Source organism: Candidatus Tisiphia endosymbiont of Ptychoptera albimana (assembly GCF_964026605.1).
Classification (GTDB): domain Bacteria; phylum Pseudomonadota; class Alphaproteobacteria; order Rickettsiales; family Rickettsiaceae; genus Tisiphia.
On the sequence record NZ_OZ032164.1, the window covers coordinates 468,422 to 490,720 of the forward strand.

20 protein-coding genes and 1 pseudogene are annotated in these 22,299 nt (G+C 35.3%); 18 read left to right on the plus strand and 3 right to left on the minus strand.

Annotation, left to right across the window (positions count from 1 at the left end; all coding sequences use genetic code 11):
- Positions 1 to 45 precede the first annotated feature (45 nt).
- Genes AAGD36_RS02235 through fdxA form a run of 3 tightly spaced genes read left to right on the plus strand, consistent with a single transcriptional unit; the run spans position 46 to position 1,897 of the window.
- A complete protein-coding gene (locus AAGD36_RS02235; protein ID WP_341755759.1) occupies positions 46 to 894 on the plus strand; it encodes a metal ABC transporter solute-binding protein, Zn/Mn family in 849 nt (282 codons plus the stop codon).
- Positions 879 to 1,580, plus strand: a complete 702-nt coding sequence (locus AAGD36_RS02240; RefSeq protein WP_341755760.1) for a heme ABC transporter permease — start codon at positions 879 to 881, stop codon at positions 1,578 to 1,580. The genes AAGD36_RS02235 and AAGD36_RS02240 overlap by 16 nt, the downstream gene beginning before the upstream one ends.
- Positions 1,577 to 1,897 (plus strand): ferredoxin FdxA, encoded by a 321-nt coding sequence (fdxA, locus tag AAGD36_RS02245; protein WP_341751859.1) that lies wholly within the window; start codon positions 1,577 to 1,579, stop codon positions 1,895 to 1,897. The genes AAGD36_RS02240 and fdxA overlap by 4 nt, the downstream gene beginning before the upstream one ends.
- Position 1,898: 1 nt before the next feature.
- Here the strand turns inward: fdxA and obgE are convergent, their stop codons facing one another.
- From obgE to AAGD36_RS02260, 3 genes and pseudogenes are all read right to left on the minus strand, one after another.
- The gene (obgE, locus tag AAGD36_RS02250; protein ID WP_341755761.1) at positions 1,899 to 2,906 is read right to left on the minus strand and encodes a GTPase ObgE; all 1,008 of its coding nucleotides are present in this window, start codon (positions 2,904 to 2,906) and stop codon (positions 1,899 to 1,901) included.
- A gap of 643 nt (positions 2,907 to 3,549) precedes the next feature.
- Positions 3,550 to 3,735 (minus strand): annotated as a pseudogene (locus AAGD36_RS06945) (transposase); the annotation flags it as partial.
- Between the two features lie 399 nt (positions 3,736 to 4,134).
- On the minus strand, positions 4,135 to 4,269 hold the full coding sequence (locus tag AAGD36_RS02260) for a DUF1828 domain-containing protein (protein ID WP_341755762.1): 135 nt from the start codon (positions 4,267 to 4,269) through the stop codon (positions 4,135 to 4,137).
- A 273-nt stretch (positions 4,270 to 4,542) separates the two neighbouring features.
- Here AAGD36_RS02260 and AAGD36_RS02265 point away from each other — a divergent pair, with 273 nt between their 5' ends.
- The 15 genes from AAGD36_RS02265 to AAGD36_RS02335 all read left to right on the plus strand — a co-directional run bounded on the left by AAGD36_RS02265 (position 4,543) and on the right by AAGD36_RS02335 (position 22,209).
- Positions 4,543 to 5,073, plus strand: coding sequence for a hypothetical protein (locus AAGD36_RS02265; RefSeq protein ID WP_341755763.1), 531 nt, complete (start codon positions 4,543 to 4,545; stop codon positions 5,071 to 5,073).
- Positions 5,060 to 6,601 carry a hypothetical protein gene (locus tag AAGD36_RS02270; RefSeq protein WP_341755764.1) on the plus strand — a complete coding sequence of 514 codons (1,542 nt, stop codon included), beginning with the start codon at positions 5,060 to 5,062 and terminating at the stop codon, positions 6,599 to 6,601. Before AAGD36_RS02265 ends, AAGD36_RS02270 begins: the two co-directional genes overlap by 14 nt.
- A gap of 77 nt (positions 6,602 to 6,678) precedes the next feature.
- Positions 6,679 to 8,205 (plus strand): hypothetical protein, encoded by a 1,527-nt coding sequence (locus AAGD36_RS02275; RefSeq protein WP_341755765.1) that lies wholly within the window; start codon positions 6,679 to 6,681, stop codon positions 8,203 to 8,205.
- Complete coding sequence (locus AAGD36_RS02280) at positions 8,198 to 9,778, plus strand: portal protein (RefSeq protein ID WP_341755766.1); 1,581 nt, start codon at positions 8,198 to 8,200, stop codon at positions 9,776 to 9,778. The genes AAGD36_RS02275 and AAGD36_RS02280 overlap by 8 nt, the downstream gene beginning before the upstream one ends.
- 1 nt (position 9,779) lies before the next feature.
- The gene (locus tag AAGD36_RS02285) at positions 9,780 to 10,043 is read left to right on the plus strand and encodes a hypothetical protein (protein ID WP_341755767.1); all 264 of its coding nucleotides are present in this window, start codon (positions 9,780 to 9,782) and stop codon (positions 10,041 to 10,043) included.
- A gap of 67 nt (positions 10,044 to 10,110) precedes the next feature.
- On the plus strand, positions 10,111 to 11,046 hold the full coding sequence (locus AAGD36_RS02290) for an Rpn family recombination-promoting nuclease/putative transposase (RefSeq protein WP_341755768.1): 936 nt from the start codon (positions 10,111 to 10,113) through the stop codon (positions 11,044 to 11,046).
- A gap of 4 nt (positions 11,047 to 11,050) precedes the next feature.
- Positions 11,051 to 11,842 carry a hypothetical protein gene (locus tag AAGD36_RS02295; RefSeq protein ID WP_341755769.1) on the plus strand — a complete coding sequence of 264 codons (792 nt, stop codon included), beginning with the start codon at positions 11,051 to 11,053 and terminating at the stop codon, positions 11,840 to 11,842.
- A gap of 200 nt (positions 11,843 to 12,042) precedes the next feature.
- Positions 12,043 to 13,449 carry a phage capsid protein gene (locus tag AAGD36_RS02300; protein WP_341755770.1) on the plus strand — a complete coding sequence of 469 codons (1,407 nt, stop codon included), beginning with the start codon at positions 12,043 to 12,045 and terminating at the stop codon, positions 13,447 to 13,449.
- A gap of 30 nt (positions 13,450 to 13,479) precedes the next feature.
- Positions 13,480 to 14,040: a hypothetical protein gene (locus tag AAGD36_RS02305; protein WP_341755771.1), complete on the plus strand. Its 561-nt coding sequence runs from the start codon at positions 13,480 to 13,482 to the stop codon at positions 14,038 to 14,040.
- Between the two features lie 105 nt (positions 14,041 to 14,145).
- Positions 14,146 to 17,748 carry a hypothetical protein gene (locus AAGD36_RS02310; RefSeq protein WP_341755772.1) on the plus strand — a complete coding sequence of 1,201 codons (3,603 nt, stop codon included), beginning with the start codon at positions 14,146 to 14,148 and terminating at the stop codon, positions 17,746 to 17,748.
- Positions 17,749 to 17,833: 85 nt separating this feature from the next.
- A complete protein-coding gene (locus AAGD36_RS02315) occupies positions 17,834 to 18,403 on the plus strand; it encodes a hypothetical protein (RefSeq protein WP_341755773.1) in 570 nt (189 codons plus the stop codon).
- Between the two features lie 16 nt (positions 18,404 to 18,419).
- Entirely contained in the window at positions 18,420 to 20,543 is a 2,124-nt protein-coding gene (locus AAGD36_RS02320) for a hypothetical protein (RefSeq protein ID WP_341755775.1), read from the plus strand.
- Between the two features lie 97 nt (positions 20,544 to 20,640).
- Entirely contained in the window at positions 20,641 to 20,919 is a 279-nt protein-coding gene (locus AAGD36_RS02325) for an antitoxin (protein WP_341755777.1), read from the plus strand.
- On the plus strand, positions 20,910 to 21,323 hold the full coding sequence (locus tag AAGD36_RS02330) for a PIN domain-containing protein (protein WP_341755778.1): 414 nt from the start codon (positions 20,910 to 20,912) through the stop codon (positions 21,321 to 21,323). The genes AAGD36_RS02325 and AAGD36_RS02330 overlap by 10 nt, the downstream gene beginning before the upstream one ends.
- A 46-nt stretch (positions 21,324 to 21,369) precedes the next feature.
- Positions 21,370 to 22,209, plus strand: coding sequence for a hypothetical protein (locus AAGD36_RS02335; RefSeq protein ID WP_341755779.1), 840 nt, complete (start codon positions 21,370 to 21,372; stop codon positions 22,207 to 22,209).
- Positions 22,210 to 22,299: the final 90 nt, after the last annotated feature.

Below are 22,299 nucleotides of genomic sequence, written 5' to 3' on the forward strand. Positions count from 1 at the left end.
AAACATCCAAGGCATTGAAAAATAATGGTGAAAATTAAGAAAAAAATGAAAATTAATATTAGTGCTAGCATTTTTATTGCTATAATTATGATATTACTTAGTCAGGTATCTTTTGCTAACGTAGGTAGGATAAAAATTGTTACTAGCATAACTCCACTAGCAAGCATTATAGCGATGTTAGTGAAAGAGCAAGCAGAAATTGTTGCTATTGCCAATAACAATGATTGCCCACATCACTATAATTTGAGACCTAGTGATCTTAAAAAAGTCAAAGATGCAGATATTGTATTTTATATAGATGAGCAATTTGATGGCTTTGCTGGCAAATTAATGAATGGTCATAGTAAAAATGTCATTAAAATTAGTAATTTTAATAGGCTAAAAATTATTAATAATGACTCATATAGTAATTGGCATATTTGGCTTGATTTAGATAATGTAAAAATACTATTGGAACAATTATCTCAGATATTAGTGGGACGATTTCCTGAGATTAGTTCAGCTGTTTACCAAAATTTTGAAGAGGCAAAAAAACAAATAGATGATCTTGCGAAAATCAAAAATGAAAAATTAGGACCTTTGACAGATGTGATCTTGCTTAGTGATAGTTTAGAATATTTTTTTGATAATAGCCAAAAAAGAGTTGCAAAATTATATAGCTCTGATCAAAAGAGTCTCAAATATATTAGTAATCTTGAGCATTTATTAGCTATGTCCCATAGTAAATGTTTATTGCTAAGTCTCGATCAAGATGTTGCTCTTTATAAAAATTTTAAAGTAGAAGTAGTGGCAATTGAAAGTGAGAATTGGCAAGTGACTAACATCAATAGTGATTTGTTTTATAATCAATATTTAAAAATAATTAATCAAATGTCTAAATGTTTAAATTACTAAACCCTTATTTTTTTAGTAAGTTAGTACGAACCATGCTACCATTATTGCTAGTTGCAATGTTGGTAACAATGGGGGTGGGGTTATATCAAGCTTTGATAGTCTCGCCACCAGATTACCAACAAGGTGATATGGTCAGGATTATGTATGTTCATGTACCAGCTTCTTGGATGGCACTAGGGATTTACACATTTATAGCTATTTGTAGTTTGTCTAACCTAGTATGGAAGACTAAAATGTCGTTCTTAATGGCAGTAGCCAGTAGCCCTATTGGTGCAGTTTTTTGCATGATTAGTATGGTGACGGGGGCATTATGGGGAAAGCCTATTTGGGGAACATGGTGGGTTTGGGATGCTAGACTTACCTCAATGTTCGTACTATTCTTGCTCTATTTAAGTTATATCGTGGTGGTAAATAGTGGTGATAGGATAAGCCGTACTGAAAAACCAGCTTCGGTGATTGCTCTGATTGGTTTTATCAATGTTCCTATAGTAAAATTTTCGGTAAATATTTGGTATAGTTTACACCAGCCAGCAAGTGTTTTAAGGCTGGGTAGTCCGACAATTGATAATTCTATGTTATTGCCCTTAGTGCTAATGTTGATCAGTGCTATACTATATTTTTTATTAGTATTGGGTTGGAGAACTTGCGTTTTAATCACCAAGTTCAAGGAGTATGACAATTTATGACTTATGTTGTTACCGATGAATGTGTAAAATGTAAATATACTGATTGTGTAGAAGTATGTCCTGTCGATTGCTTCTATGAAGGGGAGTTAATGTTGGTAATTAATCCTGATGAATGTATTGATTGTGGAGTGTGTGAGATTGAGTGTCCGGTTAAAGCTATTAAGCCAGAGTCAGAACAGCTGATTGACTGGATAGAGAGAGCGAAATTTTTCTCGAGCATTTGGCCGAATATTGCCGTTAGAAAACCAGCCCTACCGGATGCAGATAAATATCGGGATGAGAAAAATAAGTTTGAAAAATATATGGAAGGGAGCTAATTTATCCCAATTTGGGGTGATTTGTGTTTTTTACGTTTTCAAGAGCTTTTTTAATTACCCTATTTAATCCAGTTCTTGTATAGCTAGACACTACAAAAATTTCCTCACTAGTAATTTTTTGCAATTCTATAATTTTGTCTTTAATTTCTTCTTCTAACAAAACATCGCACTTATTCAAACAAATTATTTCGAGCTTATTTTTTAATAAGCTCGAATATGATTCAAGCTCGTTCCTAATAGTTCTATAATCAGCAATCAAATTATCACTTGTTGCTGATATCAAATGAATCAATAAATTACATCTCTCAATATGTTTTAGGAACTTATCACCGAGTCCATGTCCTAAGTGAGCCCCTTCTATTAAACCTGGGATATCAGCCATCACAAATTCTTCATCATCTACATAAACCACACCAAGATTAGGGCTTAGTGTGGTAAATGGATAATCAGCAATTTTAGGTTTTGCTGATGTCGTGGTTGCAAGAAAAGTCGACTTTCCTGCATTAGGTAAACCTATAAGACCAACATCTGAAAGTAGTTTGAGTTGTAAATTTACCCACATCTCTTCTCCAACAACACCTTCAGTCCTACGCCGTGGAGCTTGATTGGTAGATGACTTAAAATGGCTATTACCAAGCCCGCCTTTGCCTCCCTTAAGAATTTCAAAAGTTTGTTCATCAGAAGTGAAATCATATAGTAGAACATCGCCATGTTCTGAGAATATTTGTGTTCCTACTGGTACTTCTAAGAGTAAAGCAGGTTTAGACTTCCCACTACGGTTTGAGCCTTTACCATTCTCACCATTTTCTGCTTTAAAATGCAGTTTATACCTAAAATTTACTAAAGTATTAAGATGAGAATTGCACTTAAAAATAATGCTACCACCACGACCACCATCACCACCATCAGGTCCACCCATATCAATATATTTTTCTCGATGAAAACTAATCGCCCCATCACCACCATCACCGGCTTTTAAGTATATTTTAGCTTCATCGATAAAATTCATAATATATTATTGTAAGTTATAAACTTGATATTTATAGTCAATTGATGAAAATTTGGTGACTGATTACATTTTGGCATCAGTATACCATAATATTGCTGTCATGTAAAACACTCCTTTGTCTATATCCAATCAGGGCAGTTTAAAAATTCCAACTTTAAGTTAAAAATAATTTAATAACCTATGTCTATAATTGTTAAAATTTTCTCTAGTTTCAGTAATTTTGTTTGAAAATAGAGCTATTATAGAAAGAGTTGTTGTCCTCAATAATGACATTATTAACGGAGCTTCTCCAGTACTAATAGTTGACTTATCTTCTTCAAAAACCTTATCTTTTATCCAGTTTAAATTATTTTCGCATGACCAATGACTTCTGTTTTGCTTGATATGCCATTTAAATATCCAAATGGCATATCAATTATCTCGATTTTTCTTCTTTCTATTCTCCCATGCTGTAAATCTATATTCTCTGCAAAACTCTTAATTTCCTGACCTTCTGCCTGTATTTTTCAAATGTTTGTGTACTATGGTAATGTAAATTAGCTTCATTAGCTTTAAGAGTAAGCACAAATTATCCACCTTGTTCAACAATTTTTTCACATATAGCTTCATGAGTAAAGGATGCATCTGAGAGTTTGTCCGCAAACTAAGTAATAGAAATAAATATCCTACGAAGAAGTAATCGACTCATAGCCAAAAAAATTATATTTTCACTAGAATCAGTAAGAAAATCATATTCATTGGAGAGCCTTCTATTTCTATTTATCCAGGCAAAGTTTCTCTCAACAACCCATCGCCTTGGCTGTACTTTAAATCCAACTTCTCTTGTTGGCAATAGTTCTGATGGTGTACTTTCTGGTATCCAAAATTTGTACGCTGGTCGTTTAACAATTTCTAAATCTATGTTATACTTTTCCTAATGAGACCCTTTAAATCTTTAGACTGATACCCCATATCAGCTCACATTTGTTTAATAGTAAAGGAGGTATTAAATGTTAGATATAATAAGAAAGTGGTCGGAGCAGAGAGATTTGAACTCCCGACCCTTTGGTCCCAACCAAAAGACCTTACCATAAATTGATCGTTGATAGCTATTTTGGCAAGATTTTGTACGATTTTTGTCAGTTTTTTTCATTTTTTGGCAGAAATCGCTAGCTAAAATCAGTAGGGGGGTGTACGCGTCGAAAAATGGGGCATAGGGGGGCGTTTGCAAAAATTTTTTTTAAGGTAATTAATCATTCGTTATTAAAAAATTATTAACTGCTAGAATTGCTTGAATGAGATTATGTTTGGCTAAAGCAAAATTTTGCTGATTGGTTTTAACAAACATTTCATTATTATTTTTGTTGTTTTCTCTTCTAGCCACTGATGGTAACTTACTAAAAGATGTTCTATATTGCTAACCATACACAAATTTGAAGCCATGAGAATAATCTTTTTATAAAAAAATTATCAATAATATTCAACATATAAAAAAGTCTAGCAAAAAATTTAATAATAATAGAAAATAACTCATTGACAAACAACTATAAATAGAATAAAAATATAAAGCATCGCTGGAAAAAGAGATGGAAAAGTGGTATAATAAACGCAACTAGTAAGACTTAAGAAAATAAAAAGAATTTTCAAAGAGTGGCAAATGACTAAGAACTATGGGTTGTTCAATAAATATTTAGAGAAACTATCAAATGCTACCATAAGCAAATTTGGTTCGCGGGAAAACGTCATATTGTTCTTACAAGCTTTATGCGAAAGCGGAAACAGCCTTTCTGCTGCTAAAAATAGTGCTATTTTGCCTTTGCAGTTGCCCTTGATTATTCACCAAGATAAATATTTAAACAAATGTGTGAAATTAGCCTTGCAATATGCGGTTGATAAAGCAGAAGGGGTTTTGTATGACAGGGCTATTAACGGTTATGAAGAAATCACCTATAACAAGGATAATCAGGCAATTGCTACTAAGAAAAAATATTGCTCTAAGTCTTTGCTGGAATATCTTAAAGCTAATTCGGAGAAATATCAAATTAGAAAAAATGATGGTAGTAGCAATAGGAGAAGTGCTAATGCTGAGCAGAAAGCAAGAGATAAGGCAATGGCAAGGATGATTGATGTAAGTAACTTTGAAGTAGAGTCTTACGGAGCAGAGCGTAGCACTAGTGAAGAAAAGTAATATTAAGGCTGGGAGAAACATTAGCAAAACTGCTACTGCTGAAGCTAGCAAAAGTTGTATGCCCGATGAATTTCAAGGGATGGCTAGGTGTGCGAGTGGCGAGCGAACGGAGCGTAGTCAAACCTACGTGAGTACGCCAAGTCCCGATGCACAACAACGCCAACCCTTGAAAGTCGAAGGGAATAAAAGCTTTAAATTTCCGGTAGATTGGTCACCCTACCCATTTCAGCTACCTTTGTGGAGATATTTATACTCAGGTGGTAAGAAAGCTATAGCCATTTGGCATAGAAGAGCTGGCAAGGATATTATGGGTATTAATTGGATCACTGCTAGTGCCATTCGAGAAGTAGGCATTTACTGGTATGTCTATCCTACCTATAATCAAGCTAAAATGAGCATATGGGACGGTATGACATTATCGGGGCGTCCTTATATGTCATTTATTCCTAAAGGTATTATTGCTCGCAGTCAGCAGTATAAGCAACGGATATTATTTAAAAATGGTTCAGTGATTCAGTTTGTTGGTAGCGATCGTTATGCTACTATCAGGGGTAGTGGTATTAAGGGAGCAGTTATCTCGGAATATTCTTACCATGATCCACGAGCTATGAGCTGCGTTATAGAGCCGATGGTAATTCGTAATAATGGCTGGCTGCTTTATTTGTATACTCCTTCCGATAATCCAAAATTGACACATGGTGAAGAATTATACCGGAAACACCAAGATAATCCGGAAGTATTTTGCCAAATAAAAACTATTGAAGATACTACAGATAATGAGGGACAACCACTAGTCGATAAAAATAAGTTAGCTTCAGTTGATATGACTAACGAAGAGATTCAAAGAGAGTTTTATTGTGACTTTGCTGCCTATCGTTACAAGAGAGCTGACCAAGGTGGTACTTTTGTTGAACAATTACGGCTTGCTGAAAGTCAGGGACGTATTGGCTATGTGCCATTTGATGCACGCTATCAGGTTAATACTTACTGGGATATAGGAATTGTTGATTATACGGTGATTTGGTTTGTTCAAGAGAAACAAGACTATATTAATATTATCGATTTTTATATGAATAGGGGCAAAGATTTAGAGTTTTATCTTAATCATTTAAGAACTAGACCGTATCAATATGGACGTAACGTATTGCCCCATGATATGAGCCGAAGACAAATGCCAACCTTGGATACAAGATTACAACAAGCTAACGAAATAGCAGAGAAAGTAGGATTTTCACCCTTTGCTATTGGCAGGAAATATTTACGGGAAGAGATGATAACTAAAGCAAGAAATTTGCTAGGCACGTGCCGAATAAATGCCGAGAAATGTCAGCGTGGCATTAACGGACTTTACGAGTTTGATGCTACAAAAAGAGGAGTACACTCTAGTTCATCTAGAGCAACTGATATCACCGAAAGCTTTTGTTATATGGCGATGGATGTAAAAACTGGTAATGAGCAACAACAATCGCAATATAATATATTACAATATCGTAAAGTAATGAATGATTACAATGCGTTGGAAAGATGATGGAGCAGAAGAAGCAAGAATTGATGATGCAATAATAGATAATGGTAATTAATAAATAATTAAGGCAAAGTAATATTATGTGGCCAATATTAGGTTTACTAGGACTTGGTGCTTTAGCGGTTGGTGCATCTAGGAACAGGTACATTACTGGAGCTGATACATCAAGACAGAAGCGTCTCTATAATGAGTCACGAGATCGTTATAGTAGTTATGCGAGTGAAGCACAAAATACTATCAATAATTTGTCGCAGCAATTGCAACAAGCTCAACAGGGCTTACACTCTCTAGAGGAGCAACAGTATCAAGCTAGCATGAGAAGCTATGATATGCAACACCAACTAGATTATCATACTCGACAATATGAGAGTGGCTTAAAAAACATAGAATCACAAAGAGCTAGTTTGGTCACATCAGCTGATCAGCTAAAACAAGCTTTTGCAGCATTTACACAAAAAGCTCCTGCTCTTGATGCAAAGATAAGCGAGGTAGAGCAATTACCGGGTCAATTCCAAAACCTGTATGATCAAGTAGCCCAGCGAAGAGAAAGCTTGAAAGGTTTAACCGAAGAGGAAGCCGGTAGCCACATTTCTAAATATCAGCAAGATGTTGAATTGTTAAAAAAGCAACGTAGTGAAACAGAAAGTAAAATACGCCATTCGATGGATAGTATCACCAAAGAGCATCAACAGCTAACAAGGGAGAAAGCTAATCTTGAACATCAGCTTACTAACTATCAATCACAGCAAAATCGATTGTCGCAGGATACTAGTAACTTTGATAATGCTAGACAACAATTGCTCAGCATGATTGAACAATGCAAACAAGAACAGAATAGACAAGAGCAAATCACTGCTAACTATACAAGGCAGCGGTCGCATGCTGAAGGGTTGCAAAACCAGTTAAGAAGTTATGGGGAAGCTGCTCAAAGCCAGTTGGATAGCTATAGCAGGGATTTAGAGTGGCGAGCTGGTAAGTATCAAAAATCTGCAAGAGATACTGGGCTAGCACAAGGATTGGGGCTAACAGCTTTAACTTTTGGACTTGGGGCAGGCTTAGGAGCGATTGGTGTTAAGGGTTCAATACTTGCTGGGATAGGTTCGGGAATCAAAATGTTATCACCGCTTGTTGGTATTGGTCATTATATGAACAAATCCGATATTAGTCGTAAACTTGCTGGTTTTGACAGAATTAATCTTAACAACAATGATCCGAGTATAGGTGCTGATTTGTCGCGAATAGCAAGATACGGTCCATCAGGATTAGAAAAAAGAGCCATACCTGAGCTTGGTGGTCTAAAACAAGCTTTGGAACATTTTGGCATGCGGTCAGTGCCACGATTAAAAGATTTGCCGCCATTACACGAATCTCTTGGCAAGATCGTGTCGCTTAAGGATATTGAGGGGTTAACCCTTGGTTTGCCTAGTATGACGGCAGCTAGCGGTAAAAAGTATAACTATGAGGTGTTATATGATAACGAGTTTATTAAGAAACTCAAGAAAGTGTCAAAGAAGTTGGGCGAACCTTATTTAAACACAAACTCAACCATAAATCCAAACGCAACACGTAGCAATTACAACACAAATATGGTGACATCTTATGGCTGATAATGATTTAAACAAAAAAATTGAATATTTTGATAATCTCAAGAGCAAGCGGGAGAAATGGCATCATATATGGGATGAGTTGAAGAAATATGTTTGTCCACAAACGGAGAGTAATAAGGTAATATTTGACTCAACTTCTATTTGGTCAAGGGAGCAATTAGCATCAGGTTTACAGAGCTTGCTAGTTAATCCAGCAATGAATTGGTTTAACCTTACTATAGTTGCTGAAAATGACGAGCAACAGCAATATTTAACCACCGCTGAACGCAACATGCTAGCCCAAATGCTAGAAAAAACCCTAATGGATATATTTAATAATCCGGCTTCTAATTTTTATAGTCAGATTCATCAATTTTTCTTGAATTTATCAGCTTTTGGCACTGCGATATTCTATGTTGAAGAAGATTTAGAATTAGCACAAACTCTGTTCTTTCGTAATATTAATTTACAGGAATGTTATTTTGAAGAGAACAAGTTTGGTTTTGTTAATACAATGTACCGACTATTTAGCATGCCAATTAAAACCGCGTCAGCTAAATGGGCAGATTTTGCCCCTTTCAAGGAAAGGTTAGCCCGGAATCCTGATGAAATAGTAGAAATATTGCACATAGTTAGCCCGCAAGCTCAAAATCAGAAAAGTAGAGGCAGAAAATCGGCGGCAGCTAGTCCTTCAACATCTAGCACATCAACATTAGATTATAGCTCAGAATATATCTACTTAGCTGAACAAAAAATTATTAGTCAGTCAGGTTATTCTTACTTCCCATTTTTTGTGACGCGATGGGTAAAAGAAGAAGGTGAAGTATATGGCTATGCTCCGGCTCATCATGTGCTACCTGATATTAAATTACTCAATAGTTTAAGACAAATTACCCTAAAAGTGGCTCAAAAACAACTAGACCCACCATTATTAGTGCCAAAAGATGGATATTACTTACCGCTATATACTACGCCGGGCAGTGTTAATTTTTACCGTAATGGTATGGCAGATAAAATAATGCCCCTAACTGGTATGGAGAATATCCTACCGACTGAAATCGAGCAGAATCAATGCCGCGATGCTATATTTAAGGTATTCTATGTTGATATTTTTAGAATGCAGAAAGAAAACAAAGAAATGACTGCCACTGAGGTACAAATTAGAACAGAAGAACAATACCGTTTAATGTCCCCGATGGTTGGAAGAATTGAGAGCGAGTTGTTAAATCCGTTAATCATGGCAATATATCAAACATTGATTAAATATAACAGAGTACCAATCTTAGAGGGAGCAAATAGCCCGCCTGAGATAAAGCTTGAATATGTGTCACCATTATCAAGGGTACAGAAAACATCAGCAATAGCCAGCGTTGAACAAGTATTAGGTTTTTTCCAAAGAAGTGGTATAAGTAACTTTTTTCCTGAGATTTATGATAATATTAACTGGGATGAGTGTTTTAAACTATTTTTTGAACTACGAGAAGCCCCAAACTCAATCCTCAAGAGTGAACAAGAAGTACTACAGCTTAGACAACAACGTAAGATGATGCAAATGCAACAATTACAACAGCAACAACAGATACAAGGACAATAAAATGAAACTATCATCATCCCCATCAAATTTACGAACAAAAGAACAATTAAAATCAATTTATTGCAAGCTTTTTAGTGGAGAAGATGGTAAAATAATATTAGAGGATTTAGCTCAAATGAGTGGCATATATCGCAGCAATTTTGTTCGGCAAGAAAGTGAGTACACTGCCTTTTTGGAAGGACATCGGGCGTTGTTCCTATATATATGCTCGCAGGTTTCAGAAGATGATGGAGTTAATAATATCGATGGTGCTAAAATAGAGTAGTAGTGTACAATAGTAAAAAAATAGTTTTTAAACAGACAAATGTGGTTTTTTATAATGAGGATAACTTATGAGCAGTAAACCGCTGATATCGTTGGACTATGCAATTAAATATTTACTCAAGAACAAAGGTGACTATGAGATAGTTGAAGGGTTTATATCGGCGATACTTAGAGATGTCGGCGGCTATTCAGCAGTAAAAATCATTGCCTTACTTGAGAGTGAAAGTAATAAAGAAAGTGAAGACCTAAAAAAAAGCATTGCTGACGTTGTTGTTGAAGACCAACAAGGTCATAAATATATTGTTGAGATAGATCGCACTTATACTAGCTTGTTTCTTCATAAAGCTTGCTTTAATACTAGCCGGTTGATTGTTGATAGTATTTATGCGAGTCAAGATTATGCTAGCATCAAAAAAGTATTTCATATCAACTTAATATATTTTGCTTATGCAGGTATGAAATCGCCTTTATATCACGGTAAGACTATTTTTAGAGAAATTGATCGAGAACATCCTATAGACCTGCATCTTGCTGATACAGAGGGTAAGGTAGTGGATATTCATAATGTATTTCCAGAATATTTTGTTATTTCCGTACCACTTTTTGACGATATTATAAAAAAGGAAATGGATGAATGGTTATATTTTGCTAAACATAATGAGGTTAGAGATGATTTTAAATCACCTTATATGAAGAAAGTAGCTGAACGACTTAGCATCCTAAAAATGACTACAAAAGAACGTATAGCTTATAATAGATATGTCAATGAATCCCTAAAACAACGTGATTATATAGTTTCAGCTGAGCAAAAAGGTAGGGAAGAAGGTAGGGAAGAAGGTAGGGAAGAAGGTATTGAAAAAGGTGAAGAAAAAAATGCTATAGCTACAGCAAAAGAAATGTTAATTAATAATGAGCCAATAGAAAAAATAGCTAAATATACAAAACTAACTATTGAAAAAATAGAACAGTTAAAAAAAGAAATAGAAGAGTTAAAAGAAGAGTAAGCCGATGAGCAAAGAAGGAACTGCTAATAACTATGAAATTAACCCTACTTCCTCTGCTAGCGATTGGCTAGCTAACATGCCTGAGGACATCCGCAAAGCTGAGTCACTGGGTAAATTCAAGGATGTCTCATCTTTAGCTCATAGCTATTTGGAAGCAGAGAAAAGCTTGAATCAGCGAGTTGCTGTGCCAAAAGATGACAGCTCTGATGAAGAGTGGCATAAATTTTATTGTCGACTTGGATTGCCTGAAGATAAGCGATATACTGATAAACGTTCCAAGGAAGATGAAGAATATCTAGCTCGCTATGAAGACATGTTTTACCAAAGCGGATTATCTAAAAGGCAAGGTGAGAAGCTGCTTAATTCTCTGTATGGTTTTTCGCAGGATTTACAAAAACAGCAAAAAAATGCTATCGAGCAAACACGTCACTCTCACATTGGTTGGTTGAAAAACACTTATGGTGAAGGTTTTGACAGTAAGATGACAGTGATGCAGGCAGCCTTGTCTAAGTTTGGTACTAAAGAACTGGCTGAATTAATTGAAGATTCCAATTACTCGCCAGCCTTAGTAGATTTGTTAGTTAGGGTTGGTGAAACCTTAAAATCCGACTCGTTAGTAACTGGTAAAGAGCTACCTACAATTAATAGCCGGGAAGCTGCATTATCAGAGATAGAAAAACTTGATTCTGACCCTGAGTTTATGGTAAAATTAAGGACTAAAGAGCATACGGGACATGATCAAGCTGTTAAACGTATGCAACAACTATACAAAATTGCTTATGATAAAGAACGATAAAAAATAACGTAACCAACCAATCATTAAAGTCATGATGTGACAACTCATTTTAAGGCTGCGACTTCGCAATAACCTATCATAAAAGAGCCACTAATAGCATATATATCCGAAAGGTCGTCAACTGCATGGCAGACAACGACTACATTCTAGTATAAATGATATCGCACTTTAAATATTGATAGATTATTTGAGGAGGAAAAATGGAACAAATAACAGATGGTCTTAAAGAACAATTTGCTAAAAATATCAGCCTAGTTATTCAACAAGAAGGTTCTAAATTACGAAAATGCGTTACTAATGGTACGCAAGACACTGAGGTAATTAGCTTTGAATCAATGACTACCCATGAGGTGGAGAGTAGAACTAGACACCTAATTGACCCTGATAATCATTTGCATGGGCATTATGCTGATGATGGAGACCGTGACAGGTTAGAACAAATAGAATTTAAAATACCAACTATTTCAAGACGCTTTTTGACTGCTTCTGCCTATCATTGGAATGCTACCATGGATAGGAATGATAAGCTAAACCTATTAACCGACCCCACCTCACATTTTCCTAAAATGGCAGGCTGGGCAATGGGTAGACAACAAGATCGGGTAATTATTAGTGCTTTTGCCAGTCCAGTCAGAGCAGGACGGACAGGTAATAATGTTATTAACTTTGACGTCGCTAATAATGTTGTACCAGTAGGGCTAAGGGTCACTGATGTTAATTTAAGCTTAAATGCTCAAGCTGCAATTGCTGCCAACAGAGCTATTATTGACTCGAAAAGAGCCGGACTAACTGTCGACAAACTAATAAAAGCTCATCATATTTTAAAAAAACGTTCTTTTGGTATGTATGATAAATTATATTTACTATGTTCAAGCAATCAAATCTCAGACTTATTACGCGATCCACAAATTACCAATTATGACTATAATAACGTTAGAGCTTTAGTAAGTGGTGAAGTTAATAGCTTCTTAGGCTTTACTTTTATTACTAGTGAGATGTTGGGTGGTATATTTGATAATACTGGGGATGCTAATCGTTCTAGATATGCTGTAAAGGATTGCTATGCCTTTAATGAAGGAGCTATAAGATTTAACACGGTCAGTGGTTCTAACAAGAAGGGCATTGAAGAGCTGGTACAATACCACTATGCCAAAGTCTTATATTACAGTGAAGCCTTTGGGGCGAGCCGTGATAATGAACAAGCAGTAGTAGTGATTAAATGTTTAGAGAATTATGATCGTAGCAGCCATCAAGGTGCATTGTGGAAAGAAATAGAGGCTATGAATCACAAGAGAGGGGTGCATAGCATAACAATGCCGTGGCAGATGTTTGGCACTCAATGTCGTAACATTGATAATACAGAGGATATTAATGAAAATGATTTAGCAGTAATTGCCAACGACAATTTAGCTACTAGAGTACGAGGGATGGTCATGAGGAGAGCAGCGACCAGTACTATTGGTGGTGGGGCTGCTGCTGTTTCTAGTGTTGATATTGGTATTGGTGGTGTTGGCATTGCTGGCGTTGATGTTGGTATTGGTGATGATATTGTTGAGGATGATAACTTTAGTGGTGGTATTGTTGAGAGTGAGCATGATGATGAGTAACTTAAAAATTTATTCATTAGTGTAACTACCGTGAAATATGAGATTATCAAGAAGGCAGTAGTATTACTTGGGTCAAATGTTGGTATTAGTAGCATTGGTGGTGGTAGAGTATCAAAAACTGAGGAATTGTGTGAGGAGTTTGTTAATCCTGCCATTGAAGATACTGTGCTAATGGTTAAATGGTCATTTGCCTTACGGAGAGTCGATAATATCGAAGGTAATAGACAAAACTTCACTGAAATACCGGGCATTAATGATTGTATTAAATGTGCGGTAATAGTGCCATCTAATCTACAATTTTATACGGAAGCAGGTAAGATTTACTTCAAAGGTGGTAAACTTACCTCGCTTTTTTACTACAGCAGAAAGATTGTTGATAATTTACTAAATAACGATACGGCTATTTGGCAACAAGTACCTGCTAGCTTTAAGTTATTAGCGGCTTTATCGTTAGCCTCACAAGTATCATTTGCTATGTATTCCGATAGTATATTTGCTGATGGGTTAAAGAAACAATATTTAATCAAATTAGAAGAAACAAGAAGGATTTACGCGGTTGATTATAATCTGATTAATTCCGGCGAAGTATGAAAAAAAATTTTTCACATTACGCGTAAAAATAGCAAATAATTTGTTGACATATAACCTTAGGTAGAGTGCTTTTATTAAAGTAACTACTAATAATTAAAAAATATTATGCAACAAGAACAATTTGTTTACTCGCAAAAAAATAACTTCTCAGGTGGTGAGCTAACCCCAACTATTGAGGGAAGAACAGAGCTGGCTTTGTATCAGAACGGCGTTAAGAAGCTGATCAACTTCATGTTGTTACCCTCAGGGGGCATTATGCGAAGACATGGTACGCAGTTTGTTCATTTGTTCAGTGACAATGTACCAAGAAAAATGGCAGCTGTGATGTTCTCAAGGAAATTATCCTACTTGCTGGTTTTTGAATCGCATCAGCTAGAAACTCGTTGCTTATTCTTTGTTGGTGGTGAATTGTTGTTAACTAGTAAAGTTATACAGGATGAAGGGCAAAATTTTCATTTTCGTCCTAAGGATTTTTCTTATGTAGTGTTTCAAGGAATTGCTTATATTTCATTTGGTGATAAGAGACCAATTTTTAAATTCTCCATTGATCCGCAAATTGTCGAGCAATTTTACCAACATATTGAAACGGAGGCAAGAAAGAGACAGGTAGAATATGGTGAAAGAGCTGAGATAGCGTCCAGTAGCAGCTATGAGCTAGCCAGCAATTTCCCTAACAAAGATAAGATGTTTATCATTGAACCACTAAAATGCCAAGTTAACTATTTTTCGACAGGACGAAGTGACCAAAGAGAACGCTTAATACAAAAACCTTTTAATGAAGTAATCTACGGAGCAGAGGTAGACAAAATTAATGATGAGCTAAAAGCTATTCACCAACGAGCAGCTAACCTATCAACTGGGCAAAGCGATATCTACCAAGCCACATCGGAGAAATTATATTGTACTTCAGTGGTTACTTTTGAAAACCGATTATGGTGCTTTGGGGTTAATAAAAATATTCATTCAATTTGGGCAAGCTATAAAGGAGATTTTAGTGATTTTAGGATGGCATATAGAACTTTACTAGAGGCTCGTAATCCTTTAACCGCTTTTTCAGCTACTTTCTCTTCCGCGACTTTTGATAATGTCCTATGGTCAGTGCCTTTTGCCGATGAATTATTATTAGGTACTAGTGATGGCATTTATTTAGTCAAAGAAGGAGATCGAGCTAAGGGAGAGTTTGTTAAAATCCATAAAGAGATTGAGTTACCGATATCACCACTGAAACCAGTAGTAATCGGTAAGACTATCTTTTTTGTTGAAGGTAATGGTTGTAAAATCAATAGTTTGTATTATTCACAAGAAAAAGGCGGTTTTCAGATATCAGACATCACTGCCTATGCTGAGCATATATTTGCTGGTGGTATTAGGCAAATTGTCGGCTGTAATAGTCCATTTTCGATGATAGTGGCAGTGCTAAAAAATGGCTCTTTTGCTAGTTTTATCTATTCGCATGATTTAAAAATTATGGGCTGGTCACAACATTGGCTGGGTGGCAACGGTCAAGTATTAGGCGTCACGCCAATCTATGCGGAAAGTGCCGACATGTTATATTTGCATGTTCGGAGAAGTGATGATACTGGGACAAGCAGCAAGGAATATCTAGAAGTGCTGCAAACTCGTTATTTTTCTGCTAAGCATTTTGTTACTGATAAAGCAGTTTATGCTGATTGTCATGTAAACATTCAACAGCCCGGAGAGAATGCCGCCTACCGAACAATCATACAAGCATTAAAGGACGATAGTGCTTATGAGTTTAGAGGTGATATAACCAAGCTAGAGCATATTGTACAAGCTCAAGCAGAAACTATTTTGAGACTTAAGCTCGATAATGTTGGTGATTGTTTTAAATACAAAAATAGGCTAGTTGCTAATTATGATGAACATAGAGCTGAGATAGAGAATTTTTTACAAAAATATTATCAAAATTATTTGCCTAAGATTATGAATATTTTGGCGGTATCTTTTGCCTATCATCGAATATTCTCGCGTATTTATGCAGAGTTAGACAATCTGTTTTTAAATAATCCTGAAAGCTTTGTGACAATCGAACAATTATTATATGATGGTGAGCGACTTGGTGGTGATATTATTAAAGCCGCAGAGCTACTAAACGAAATAGATGTGCCGGATATTTTAAGAGATGGTGGTTTGATGGAATATCTGCCTAATAGTGCTTTTTCTTTTTGTCCAACTATTTGCCTGCAAATAAAAAAGTTAAATACTGAGTTAATCAGGTTTATTGCTGGTACGGTGCAAGATATTATGGCAACTGCTAAGCAAAATATTGATCTGCAATTTGAAATAAGTAGAGAGATACAAGAAATGCGACTAGCGGTTAGTCACCTCAATAAGAAAATATTGCTATATTATGCCGAGCAGGATAGTGATAAAAAATCCGGACTGCTAGTTAATTTAGAAAAGTTTTTTGCCAAAACTGCAGTAGATTTTTACCCAGAATTGCTATATATCGCTCATCCGGAACTGACTCAATATATATTTGGTGAGCAAACCAAACAATTAATTGACCAGCAAATTATTGAATTTAACCAACATACTAGTAAGCAACAAATAAATGATAAATTATCAACTATTACTAATCAATTAATCGATAAATTACAACAAATACATAATGATAACAAGATTTATGAGCTGACCAATTCAAAAAGACGAGAAGAAATAGTTGATTGTCTAAGAAATATCATACTCGATAAACCATTAAGTAAAGATGTTAGGGAATATATTCTGTCTGATAGTTTTAGTCAAACTATCGATGGGATTGTAGATGAAGTAACAAACAGAATTGCCCCGATAATGGAAAGAGATCGTAAGTCTTCATTATCGTCCTCTAGAGCATCAGTATATAGCGAAGCAGATTATACTGACCCATTAGCGAGTAGAATATTTGAGCAAATGCAAGAACTCAAAGAAGGGCTAGCTTATTTGCAGCGTAACATTATTGAATATTGTCAGTTAATTATGCCGAGCTTTCATCCGGCTTTACTAAAAGATATTCTTGAAGATGAGAAGAGCATAAAATTAGAGAAATATTTACTATTATCAAAAAGATATTTTCCAGTTTTTAAAAAACTATTTCCTGATATTGGTGGTTATGAATTAAGTAGTATAGCCCGTAACTGCTTGCCATCATTTCAGCAAATAAATATTGCCACTATATTGCCAATTTTTCAGAAAATTGTTGTATCTATTATTGGTGACGAAGAATTACATGATTTACGAATTATCGATAATGAGCTGATTAAGCTAAAACATCCAGTAAGACATTTATCGGTAGGCTTTCCTTATTCTTCGATATTACAGACTTTTCCCCTAATATTCCCGGATGAAGTAGAACACGCTCCGAAAAAAGATGCGGAACTTGGATTGAAGGTCTTTAACAGCAAAGGTGGTTATATTGAAGAACAGCTAGATAATGGGCAAATAGATCGGCAACATATTAATACTCGGTATTTAGATAATGATGCATTGGTTAGATTTGTTAATGACAAAAAATATTTAACCACAACCACCACCAAGGAAGTTTGTGACATACTTTCCACCCCTTACCAGTCAGGTTGGGTAAATTTCACCATGCGGGGAGCAATCAAAACTGATATCGATGTAACTTTTAAGGTAGATAAGCCCTACCCAGTTAGTATATTAAAAATCTATGCTAAGGCAAAAATCTTGCCAAATTATAAGGGGTAAAAATTATAAAATAAAAGATAAAATAACTTAGTGATAGCATAATTAATGATAGAATGATTTAGTAAGTAATAAAAAAGAAATAACTATGTTTGATTTTCTAAACTTTTTCTCGAGTGGTGCGAATGTATTTGCTACGGGAACGTCTTTGCTTAACACTTACGCTCAACTAAGAAGTAATAGAGAAAAAACCAAACAATCATTATATGAACAGCAGCATTTATTGAGACAACAACAGGAGCATCTTAAGTTTGATCGTCAACAATTATTTGAGCGAACCGCTGAATATGGAGCGATATCGAGTTATCACGTTGATATGTTAAGGCAAGAGCAATTATATAATCGTCAGCAGCTGGGCTATAATATCCTCAAAACTGGCATTGGTATCAGCAACACTGATTCAGCTGGTTTGTTGCTACGACATATGGCTTATATGGATGAGATGAAGGCAAGAAGTGTTGAGGCGGAGTATTTTCATCAAAGACCGAGATCAAACTTAAACACTCTACTAATTGACTTAAACAAGCAGGCAATTAACCGCAATATTGGCTCGATTAACTCAGCCACACCTTGGCAGGCATTAGGTACGGTGTTAAAAGGTGTATCGGATATTGGCGAGATAGCACGATTGAGTACTGGAGAAGAAAAAAGAAAGTAACCGTGGAAGTATAAAAATGAAATGGCAAGCTATTGCAGCAGTAACTAATCAGATTAACGAAGAGGCTAAAGGCTATTTGGCACGTAAGCTAGAGAAAGATGCTAGTGTAGAAATGCCACATTTATGGTCAGATTTCCTTAGCGATACCACCAAGCATTTACACCAGTCACAAAGTAATATTGAAGTAGCCAACAATAGTAAAACTGGTGGTCTGACATGTTTAACGCAATTTGATGAGATGCACCCGGATTTTCTTGAGAATAACAAACCATGTCTTGATTACTTTTTAAGTAAATATGACCAACGAACCAATGATTATTTGCAGCGTAGCAATAATCCATTAACCAAGCGTTTGTTGCAAGCTAAGATTAATGATTATAGGATATCGTTATCTCAGCAAATAAGCCATACGGAAGCCAAACTGATTGATGGCAAACGTCATCATCTAGCAATTGAAGCCATTGAAAAACTAAAAAACGCTACCTATGACAATCCACAGCTTTACACTAATCATTTACAAGATATTAGTATTGCCCTTAGCTCTTTATCTCTACCACCATTAGAACAAGACAACATGTTTTTGCGTGCTAAGCAAGATTTAGCTTATGCAGCAGGTCTTGCTACTTTGAGACAATCACCGCATTCTATATTGAACCCCAATATGATGTTTGACTGGAAGCAAGATTTATCGCTAGAGCAGAGAATTAAGCTAGAGGGACAAGCCAATAATCTACTGCACCATCAACAACTAATGCAACAACAGCAATTGAATTTGTTAATAAAATCTCATTTTGATAGTATTTTAGAAAAAGGACAAGGCATTGATGGTATTGACAATCTAGTACAAAAAAGTTTTGATCCTAATGATCCTAGATTGCTGCAGTTCAAAGCTCAAGAAACTTTGTACAAAGAAGCCTTTATTATCAGACAGCAATTAAAGCGTGGCGAATTAGACCAATATCAACAAATATTACAACAAATTGCTCCTCAGTCAGGAGATATTGACTATCATCAAAAAGAGCAAATATATCATATTTTGCAGCAAGAATGTGATCGACAAATTAAATTAGCTAAAACAGACCCGGCTAAATATGTTGAACAATTATATGTTGAAGATATAGATAAGGACATGCCTTTATTTCAACGTTATCAGCTTAGAAAACAATTACAACAGCAAAAAGGCATAGCTAGTTACAATCAGAAATATTTAATGCAAGCTGAGAAAAATGATTATTTACGAAGATTACAATCCAATGACCCGAATAAACTAAAAGAAACTTTAGATACTATTAGTAATATTCAAAATAGTCAAAGTTTCCCATATCAAGATCAGGGCGAGTCAATTGGCACTGAGATTATCGATGAAATTTTACTTGATGAGAAAAAGAATGATGGACGTAGATTATCTACTTTAAGCCATTTGTATATAGACAGCTATTTACATAAAAGAGAGGATTTAGCCAATTCTCTGTTGCAAGCTATTAGCCTGCAAGGTCAATTATTTGGTGAGTTTGCTGATAAGGATAAACTAGCTATTAAGCAGGAAATCGGGCAAAATCCAATCCTCAAGGATTTTGTTCAGCACATGTTATTTGATAAAGCAGAAAATACGGCGGAAGTTAATCTAATAGAAGATGGCATATATCATTTAGCACGTTTTTATCAACACCAAAAACATATTGATCCAAAAGCAGCTACCAAATTGGCAATCAATGAGTTAGTTAGCAAATCTTATATCAAGCCACTAGTTAATTTGCACCTACCAGCTAGCTTAGTAGATCAAGGGGAAGTAGTTAAGCTAGATGAGACTTACGTAAATTATCATCTCAATAAATTACGGCGTGATATAATTAAGGGTGATATTGCTTATGATATCACTAGCTCATTTGGTCAAGGTTACAGCGACCCACAAATACAACAAGCTTTTGTTAGAAGAATCAAGGAAGTATTAAGTGATGGGCAATTTAGGATAACAGAAGATAAGAAGGCAGTATATTTTGTCTATTTTGACGAACAAGGCACTCATCCTTTGTTTTCTTCGCCTAGCACTATATTTACCGTGCCTTTAATACAATTAAACGATCCTATTTCTACGATGGATAGATTGTTTAACCCATGGTTTGAAACAAGCACCAAATAAAATGCTATGCATTATGTAAAAATGGCATAGATATACTTTTGTATAAAATCATAATATATGATATTATGTATTGTATAATCATTAAATGAGGGTAAAAATGCCAAAAGTAATTACGGTGACAGAGATGGTACGTTCATTTTCAGATATTGTTGGTCAAGTACAATATAGAGGAGAAACTTTTAATATTAAGAAAGGGAGGAATATAGTAGCAAGAATTATGCCAGTTAAAGCAAGTAATACAATAGCGATAAAAGACTTAAATGAATTTTTTCGTAATGGTCCTCATCTTGATAAAGATGATATAGATGAATTTGAGAAGGATATTAATGCAGTTAAATCATTGAAGTTACAGGATTGGGGAAATAAATGGGATTAATAATTGATAGTTCGGTAATTATAGCAGTAGAAAAAGGAAAAATAGATTTTACTAAATTGGTTCAATATGAGCAATCTTATATTAGTCCTATTACTGTTACAGAATTGTTAACAGGAGTTAGTAGATCAAATACTGAGGAACGTCGAATGAAAAGATCAGTATTTGTCGAGCATATAATAAACTCAATTAGCGTGTTGCCTTTTGGAGTTGAAGAAGCAAGGATATATAATCATATCCTATATAATTTATTTATAGAAAATATTACAATAGGTATTCATGATATGTTAATTGCTGCATCAGCTATAGTTCATGGATATCCAATATTAACTTTGAATGGACGAGATTTTAATAGAATAAAAGGATTAGAAGTAGTGACACTTGATACCAAACGATCAAGTTCATAATGGAAGAAACAAGCAAATTTACTCTTGTTTCCTAGAAGGGGGTTAGATGGGCAGTAAGACACTATTTATTAAATCGAGGGGAGACAGTTTTGGTCTTAATAATCTTGGTGCAGCAAGCTTGGATGTATGGAATGCTGCATTAAACCTTGGTTTTACTGATTCTAGCATATATTTAAGGGACAAGCTAAAATATATGCTATCACCTGAGATGCAGGATATAGCCGAATATGTTGATACGCCTACTATCTCTGAAGAAGAATTTAAGCAAAAATATGCAGATACCGGCTTGCAATATGAACCATATATGACAACTGATATGGTGGAGTATTTGGTTAGCAAAAAGCAACAAAGAGAAATTGACCAATATATAATGGCTAGAGGTAAAGGCGGCTTTCAGGAAGAAGTGGGGAAATTTGCTGCTGAGTTGTTAGGCAGTAATCTTAACCCAGTTAATATTGCAGCCAGCTTTGTACCTATTGGCGGTCAAGCGAAGTGGGTAGCAGCTAGCTTAAAATATGGAGCGTTAAAAACTGGTTTGTTTAAAGGTTTTGTTGGTGGAGTAGCTGGGCAAACAGCAATAGAGCCTTTTATGCACCGTGAACGTAGCTTAGAGCAAGTTGATTATGGTTTAAGTGATAGTGTTCATAATATTCTAGCTAGCGGGGCATTTGGAGCTGGACTTACGGCAGTCTCGTATAGCCTTGGTTATGGCTTTAAAAAACTAAAAGATCATTATTATTCACCATCAGGGCTATTGTCTCAAGATGTTGCCACTAATAATCCAGCAATTAATCAACAATTTAAAAATCTTGTAAATAAATTACAGGATAAAACTCATCCAACAACTAATAACCACCATAGTTCATTATCATTCGATATCAAGTAAGCTCAAGCCATTAAAGATAGTATTTAGCAAGAAGGTATCGCTAAATTTCTAGAATTTTTTGAGCAAGAACAGCATATAGCAAAGTTTGAG

What these genes read in the sequence shown, in the direction of transcription:
- AAGD36_RS02235 (WP_341755759.1), top strand. Translation starts at nt 46, where the DNA reads ATGAAAATTAATATTAGTGCTAGCATTTTTATTGCTATAATTATGATA.
- AAGD36_RS02240 (WP_341755760.1), top strand. Translation starts at nt 879, where the DNA reads ATGTTTAAATTACTAAACCCTTATTTTTTTAGTAAGTTAGTACGAACC.
- fdxA (WP_341751859.1), top strand. Translation starts at nt 1,577, where the DNA reads ATGACTTATGTTGTTACCGATGAATGTGTAAAATGTAAATATACTGAT.
- obgE (WP_341755761.1), bottom strand. Translation starts at nt 2,906, where the DNA reads ATGAATTTTATCGATGAAGCTAAAATATACTTAAAAGCCGGTGATGGT.
- AAGD36_RS02265 (WP_341755763.1), top strand. Translation starts at nt 4,543, where the DNA reads ATGACTAAGAACTATGGGTTGTTCAATAAATATTTAGAGAAACTATCA.
- AAGD36_RS02275 (WP_341755765.1), top strand. Translation starts at nt 6,679, where the DNA reads ATGTGGCCAATATTAGGTTTACTAGGACTTGGTGCTTTAGCGGTTGGT.
- AAGD36_RS02280 (WP_341755766.1), top strand. Translation starts at nt 8,198, where the DNA reads ATGGCTGATAATGATTTAAACAAAAAAATTGAATATTTTGATAATCTC.
- AAGD36_RS02285 (WP_341755767.1), top strand. Translation starts at nt 9,780, where the DNA reads ATGAAACTATCATCATCCCCATCAAATTTACGAACAAAAGAACAATTA.
- AAGD36_RS02290 (WP_341755768.1), top strand. Translation starts at nt 10,111, where the DNA reads ATGAGCAGTAAACCGCTGATATCGTTGGACTATGCAATTAAATATTTA.
- AAGD36_RS02295 (WP_341755769.1), top strand. Translation starts at nt 11,051, where the DNA reads ATGAGCAAAGAAGGAACTGCTAATAACTATGAAATTAACCCTACTTCC.
- AAGD36_RS02300 (WP_341755770.1), top strand. Translation starts at nt 12,043, where the DNA reads ATGGAACAAATAACAGATGGTCTTAAAGAACAATTTGCTAAAAATATC.
- AAGD36_RS02310 (WP_341755772.1), top strand. Translation starts at nt 14,146, where the DNA reads ATGCAACAAGAACAATTTGTTTACTCGCAAAAAAATAACTTCTCAGGT.
- AAGD36_RS02315 (WP_341755773.1), top strand. Translation starts at nt 17,834, where the DNA reads ATGTTTGATTTTCTAAACTTTTTCTCGAGTGGTGCGAATGTATTTGCT.
- AAGD36_RS02320 (WP_341755775.1), top strand. Translation starts at nt 18,420, where the DNA reads ATGAAATGGCAAGCTATTGCAGCAGTAACTAATCAGATTAACGAAGAG.
- AAGD36_RS02325 (WP_341755777.1), top strand. Translation starts at nt 20,641, where the DNA reads ATGCCAAAAGTAATTACGGTGACAGAGATGGTACGTTCATTTTCAGAT.
- AAGD36_RS02330 (WP_341755778.1), top strand. Translation starts at nt 20,910, where the DNA reads ATGGGATTAATAATTGATAGTTCGGTAATTATAGCAGTAGAAAAAGGA.
- AAGD36_RS02335 (WP_341755779.1), top strand. Translation starts at nt 21,370, where the DNA reads ATGGGCAGTAAGACACTATTTATTAAATCGAGGGGAGACAGTTTTGGT.